The sequence below is a fragment of the Chitinophaga sp. HK235 genome, assembly GCF_018255755.1.
Lineage (GTDB): Bacteria > Bacteroidota > Bacteroidia > Chitinophagales > Chitinophagaceae > Chitinophaga.
In genome coordinates this window covers 1,184,542-1,191,169 of the sequence record NZ_CP073766.1, presented here as the reverse complement: position 1 = coordinate 1,191,169, position 6,628 = coordinate 1,184,542, and the positions used below count along the sequence as shown (strand labels likewise).

Genomic DNA, 6,628 nt, shown 5'->3' with positions numbered 1-6,628 from the left:
CCCTATCACGTTTTAAAAAAAAATTACATGTCTGATCGTAAACTAATTGACATAATAGCTTTGTTGGAAAAAGCCAGTGAAAATGGTGTGAAAATATCTCTTCACGAAGATGAACTGGTAGTGAAAGTACGTGAAGAAAGAAGTATCGATGGTGCTTTGTTAAGTGAGTTAAAACAAAATAAAGCGCACCTGATCACCTATTTGCAGCGGGAAAAACAAAACAGATCAGCGATAACAGGAGGGAATAAAATAACTCCTGCCGCAAGAACAGCATCCACACGTATTCCTTTATCGTATAGCCAGGAACGTTTGTGGTTTATCGATCAGCTGCAAGGCAGCACGCAGTATCATATACCGGCTGTGCTACAGTTGAAAGGTACATTGGATCGAACTGCATTGTCGCGTACTTTACAAACTATTGTTAACCGGCACGAGGTGTTACGTACGGTGATTGAGCAAAGTGAGGGTATTGCCTGCCAGCGTATGCTGGATAAAGATCAATGGCAATTAACCATTGTTGATGATGCCCGTTGTAAAGCTGATACAGCGGCATTGCAGGAACATATAAAAGCCCTGATCGATACGCCGTTTAATTTATCTGCGGATCATATGTTGCGGGCACACTTAATACCACAGGACTCTGAAACACATATCCTGGTGGTTACGATGCATCATATCGCATCAGATGCCTGGTCTTCTGGTATCATAGTGCGTGAGCTGGCGTTGTTGTATAATGCTTATGCAAAGGGTGAGGCTCCGGAACTTTCTCCTTTACCCGTTCAATATGCGGATTATTCCATCTGGCAAAGAAATGATTTATCAGAAGAAAAGTTAGCGAAGAAACTGGATTACTGGAAAGAGAAACTGTCGGACAATACACCGTTGCAATTGCCTATTGCTGACAGAGCATCCACTGCTCAAAGTGCAAATGGCGCAGGGGTTTCGTTTACCCTTCCTGGTTATATAGCTGACCAGTTGCAGAAATTATCCCGCCAACAGGATACCACGCTGTTCATGACCATGCTGACGGCTGTTCAGGTGCTGTTATACCGGTGTAGCGGACAAACAGATATCAGTACCGGTTATTCTCTGTCAGGCCGGCGGCAACAGGAGCTGGAAGATCTTATCGGATTTTTTCTCAATACACTGGTGCTGCGTAGTGATCTGAGTAAACATCCCACTTTTATATCGCTGTTGCAGCAGGTGAAGGCAAGTACGGTTGAGGCATATGAGTATCAGGATACACCTTTTGGAAAGATAGTGGAGGCAGTGGTAAAAGACAGGGATTCACATCAGAATCCCTTGTTCCAGGTAATGTTTGTAATGCAACATGCACCTGCTTTAAAAGTGATTCGTTTGGGAGAGGTTGACTTAACTGTACTGCCCTTTGATCGTGTGGCTGCCCGGTTTGATCTGACTTTTTTTGTTACGGAAAATGAAGATGGTCTGCACGTTGATATCATCTATCGCAGTGATTTATTCCGTGCTGAAGCGATTGTCGGGATGGCAAAACACTTTGAACAGCTGTTGTTGTCTGTTGTAGAAAACCCATTAGCGGAAATAAGCCTGTTGCCTATGTTGTCGGCGGCGGAAGCCAGCCGGTTGATGGAAGTATCCGGTAACGGCGTAGCTGTGCCGCGTGCAGCAGCGGGCGACAATATGGCTGATTTGTTTTCCGCTCAGGCGGCGCGCACCCCGTCAGCCACTGCATTGGTTTTTGAATCATCCACGCTGAGTTATCAGGAGTTGGAAGAACGGTCCAATCAGCTGGCACATCACCTGCGCCACCTGGGGGTTAAAACCGGAACGCTGGTGCCCTTGTGCATTGAGCGTTCTCCGGAGATGATGGTGGCATTGCTGGGTATCCTGAAGGCAGGAGGAGCCTATGTGCCGGTTGACCCTGACTACCCGCAGCGTATTGGCTATGTGCTGTCAGACACAGCTGCATCGGCAGTAGTAAGCAGCAATGCCTGCAGGGGATTAGTTGAAACCAGTGCCGTGGATCATATTATAGCACTGGATGGGGATATAGATATCCTCCGTCGATACCCTGTAAAGGCTATGGCTTCAACAGTGCGCGCATCCGATTTGGCTTATGTGATCTATACTTCCGGGAGTACCGGCAATCCGAAAGGAGTGATGATTACCCATGGCAACCTGTTGGATTATTTATCAGGCCTGAAAGCGGCCCTGCCGGTATCTGATTGTCACTCATTTGCCTTGCTGCCAGGCATATCTACGGATTTGGGTAATACTATACTATACCATGCATTAACGAGTGGGGGCAGTCTGCATCTGTTTACCAGGGAAATGATCAACGACAGTGAAAAATTACAAACATATTTTTCGTCGCATTCGATCGACTGTTTGAAGATAGTGCCATCACATTGGAAAGCCTTGTCCTCTGGCGATTTGCTGCTGCCTGCCAGGCTGCTGATTTTTGGCGGTGAAGTGCTGGATGCCGATGTAGTCACCCGTATATTTTCCTCCGGTAGCAGCTGCGTGGTGGTAAATCACTACGGACCCACGGAAACGACTATAGGTAAATTATTGCATATCGTAGAAAGAGATCGGGTATATGACCAGCATATTCCAATCGGTAAACCCTTTTCCAATAGCCGTGTTTATGTGCTGAGCGATCGTTTGCAGCTATGTCCGGCGGGTATTCCGGGGGAACTCTTTATTGGTGGTGATGGTGTAGGTGCTGGTTATCTGAATAATGCAGCATTAACATCAGAACGCTTTATAACCGATCCGTTTAGTGATAATGGTCGTCTTTATCGAACAGGAGATATCGTAAAATATTTACCGGATGGTAATATTATGTTTTTGGGTAGAAGAGATGACCAGCTAAAGATCCGTGGTTATCGTGTAGAGTTGGAAGAGATAGCGCGTGTGCTGGAGGGCGCTCCCGGCGTGCTACAGGGAGTGGTGGTATGCCATGGAGAAGATGGTGGTCTGCAACGATTGACCGGCTATCTGGTTACTGCAGCTGATTACAGTAGAAGTACTGTGGATGCGTACCTGCAGGAACATTTGCCAGACTACATGATTCCATCCGAATTAGTGGTGCTGGACAAATTTCCGTTGTTATCCAACGGTAAGATAGACCGGAAATCGTTACCGGATCCCGTGAGGGAAGTACGGGAATCAGATGATGTTGCATCCGAAAATGTAGCCGAAGAGCTGCTTTCAAATATCTGGTGCTCGCTGCTGGAGCTGGACCATGTAGGACGATTGGATAACTTTTTTGCCTTAGGGGGTCATTCCTTACTGGCTATCCGTCTGGTATCTGCCATCCGTAAATCGATGGAAGTGGAAGTATCTATAGGGGATATTTTCGATTATCCAACAATAGCCTCCTTATCAGCGCATCTGAGCCAAACATCGGGGCGGCCGGTATTACCGGGAATCAAACGTTATGATCCACGTCCGGCGCAGATACCCTTATCGTATAGCCAGGAACGTTTGTGGTTTATTGACCAGCTGGCGGGCAGTGTGCAATATCATGTGCCACATGTATTGCGGTTAACAGGACAATTGAACCGTGAGGCGCTGACGCATGCGCTGCAGGAAATAGTGAATCGTCATGAAATACTGCGAACTGTGATAGTAGAGCAGGACGGTCAACCCTCTCAGCAGGTGCTGGCCAGAAATCAATGGCAATTGGTAACTGTGACGGATACTTTATTTAAAGATGGTTCACCGGAGTTGAAGGAGTATATAACAGGTTTAATTCAGTTGCCGTTTAACCTGTCTGAAGATCATATGCTGCGCGCTCACCTGATCCCGCTTACGGAAGCGGAACACCTGTTGATATTAATGGCACATCATATGGCATCAGATGAATGGTCGCAGGATATTTTAGTGCGTGAGGTGGTGAAATTATATACAGCGTATATTACCGGTCATGTTGTGCAACTGCCCGTATTACCTGTTCAGTATGCAGATTATGCATTGTGGCAACAGGAATGTCTGTCTGGTGCTATGGCAGCGCAACAGCTGGCATACTGGAAACAGCAATTGGAGGGAGCAGCGGTATTATCGCTGCCTGTGGATTATACCCGGCCGGCTATGCAGAGCATATGTGGCGGACTCGTCTCCTGCAGGATTGATCCGGCAGTAACACTGCAATTGCAGCAACTGAGCCGGGAGCATCATGCTACCTTGTACATGACAATCCTGGCGGCTTTCAAGGTATTGTTGTATCGCTATAGCGGGCAAACGGATATCTGTGTGGGAAGCCCGGTATCCGGAAGGATTCTTCAGGAGCTGGAAGAGCTGATTGGTTTTTTTGTCAATACACTGGTGCTGCGGAATGACCTGAGTAATAATCCTTCCTTTACGACATTGTTACAACAAGTGAGAACTACTACGTTAAACGCTTATGCACACCAGGAAGTGCCTTTTGCAAAAATAGTGGAAGCGGTGGTAAAGCAGCGGGAAGTCGGTCTTAATCCCTTATTCCAGGTAATGTTTGTCTGGAAAAAGAACAATGCTTTGTCGGAGGTACGTTTGCCGGATATACAGCTTTCGGCTGATCCTTTGCTGTATTCCACTTCAAAATTTGATATGACATTCTTTGTTGCAGAAGAACAGGATGGGTTGGAAGTAAGTGTGGAATACAGTAAAGATCTGTTTAAAGAAGATACTATTGTCCGGTTGCTGACTCATTTTGAGCAATTATTGTGTTCCATTGCAGCATCGCCTGCGGATAACATAGACACCCTGCAGATGCTGAATGAAAGAGAGGAACAACAATTACTGAAAACATTTAATGCCACTACAGTATCCTATCCTGATACAACTATCACAGATTTGTTTGCGAAACAGGCGGCACTTACGCCAGCAGCGGCTGCAGTGGTTTTTGAAGACGAAACCCTGAGTTATGAGGCATTGGACACGCGTGCCAGTCATTTAGCGAATTTCCTGCGCAGCAAAGGCGTAGGGGCAGATACGCTGGTGCCTCTTTGTATAGAAAGATCGTTGAATATGGTAGTGGCCATATTAGGAATACTGAAGGCAGGAGGTGCTTATGTGCCGATAGATCCTGAATATCCGGCGGCACGCATTCAATATATGATTGCTGATACTCGCAGCAAAATCCTGTTAACCAGCCATGCCTGCCGGGAGAAAGTAAATATGTATCCTGATTTAGAGCTGATAGTAATAGATAGTGATTGGGAGCAGCTGGCTGCTGCATTGAAATATGATCCGCCGGCAGCAACAGCGGCAACTTCCCTGGCCTATGTATTGTACACTTCCGGCACTACCGGTCAGCCAAAAGGAGTGGAGATGACCGCTGGTGCGCTGTTAAATCTTTTGCTATGGCAGAAGGGAGAGCTCGGCGATATCTCCGGAAAACGCGTGTTGCAATTCGCCAGCCTGAATTTTGATGCCAGCTTCCAGGAAATATTTTTACCGCTTTGCTTTGGTGGTACCGTATACCTCATTGAGGAAGGAAAACGCAGGGATATGAGTGAAATGCTTGGATTGATAGAACAATATCATATTAATTATCTGTTCCTGCCATATGTGGTGCTGAAAAATTTATGTGAGTACGTCAAAGCAGCCACTATATACCCGCGTAGCCTGGAAGGAATATTTACGGCAGGAGAACAATTACGCCTGAGCGAAGATATCAGGGAATTAATGGACAGGGCCGATGCCAGGTTGTATAACTATTACGGACCTACGGAGGCGCACGTAGTAAGTGCCTATGAAATAGTGGCGTCAGACTATGAGGAAAGACTGTTGCCGCCCATTGGTAAGCCAATCAGTAATACACAACTGTACATTCTGGATGCACAAAAGAGGCTCTGTGGAATAGGAATAGCCGGTGAACTGTATATCGGTGGTGTACAGGTGGCAAGAGGGTATTTAAATCGGCCGAATGGTACACTTGAAAAATTTCTCCCAGACCCATTCAGTACCCTTCCGGATGCCAGATTATATAAAACTGGGGATATTGCCCGTTGGCTGGCTGATGGCAATATTGAATACCTGGGTAGGGCAGATGACCAGGTAAAGATCCGCGGCTACCGTATAGAGTTGGGTGAAGTGGAAAGTGCGCTGCAACAATGTGAGCTGGTTAGGCAGGTAGTGGTGGTGGTAAGGGGAGATAATCATGCCGGGCATAAACAACTGGTAGCCTATATTGTGCCTGCAGGTGATTTTGATAGAAAGGGTATCATGGATTATCTCCGTAACAAGCTGCCTGAGTACATGATACCAGGCATATTAATCGCACTGGATCAATTACCGCTCACGGCTAATGGTAAGGTTAACAAGCAGGCGTTACCTGCGCCGGACAGCGCCGCATTGTCTGCACATGAGTTTGTGGCACCACGTACTGCAACAGAAAGTACCCTGGCAGATATCTGGACCGGGCTATTAGGAATATCACAGATAGGCATATACGATAATTTCTTTGAGCTGGGAGGCCATTCTCTGATGGCACTTCGTTTAATCGCTGCCATACGAAAAACGTTTGATATAAAAATATCTGTTAAGTTATTCTTTCAGCTTGCTACTATTGAAGCCATGGCAAGGCATATCAGCGCTATTCAGCATGCGGCGGCTGTTACCCCCAAAAATGTAAAGACCATTAAACTATAACCGGAAACGT

Annotated in this window: 1 protein-coding gene; it reads left to right on the top strand. The window is 46.5% G+C overall.

Going from position 1 to position 6,628, the window contains the following annotated elements:
• Nucleotides 1-27 precede the first annotated feature (27 nt).
• Nucleotides 28-6,618 carry a non-ribosomal peptide synthetase gene (locus KD145_RS03770; RefSeq protein WP_212004576.1) on the top strand — a complete coding sequence of 2,197 codons (6,591 nt, stop codon included), beginning with the start codon at nucleotides 28-30 and terminating at the stop codon, nucleotides 6,616-6,618.
• The last annotated feature ends 10 nt before the right edge of the window (nucleotides 6,619-6,628 follow it).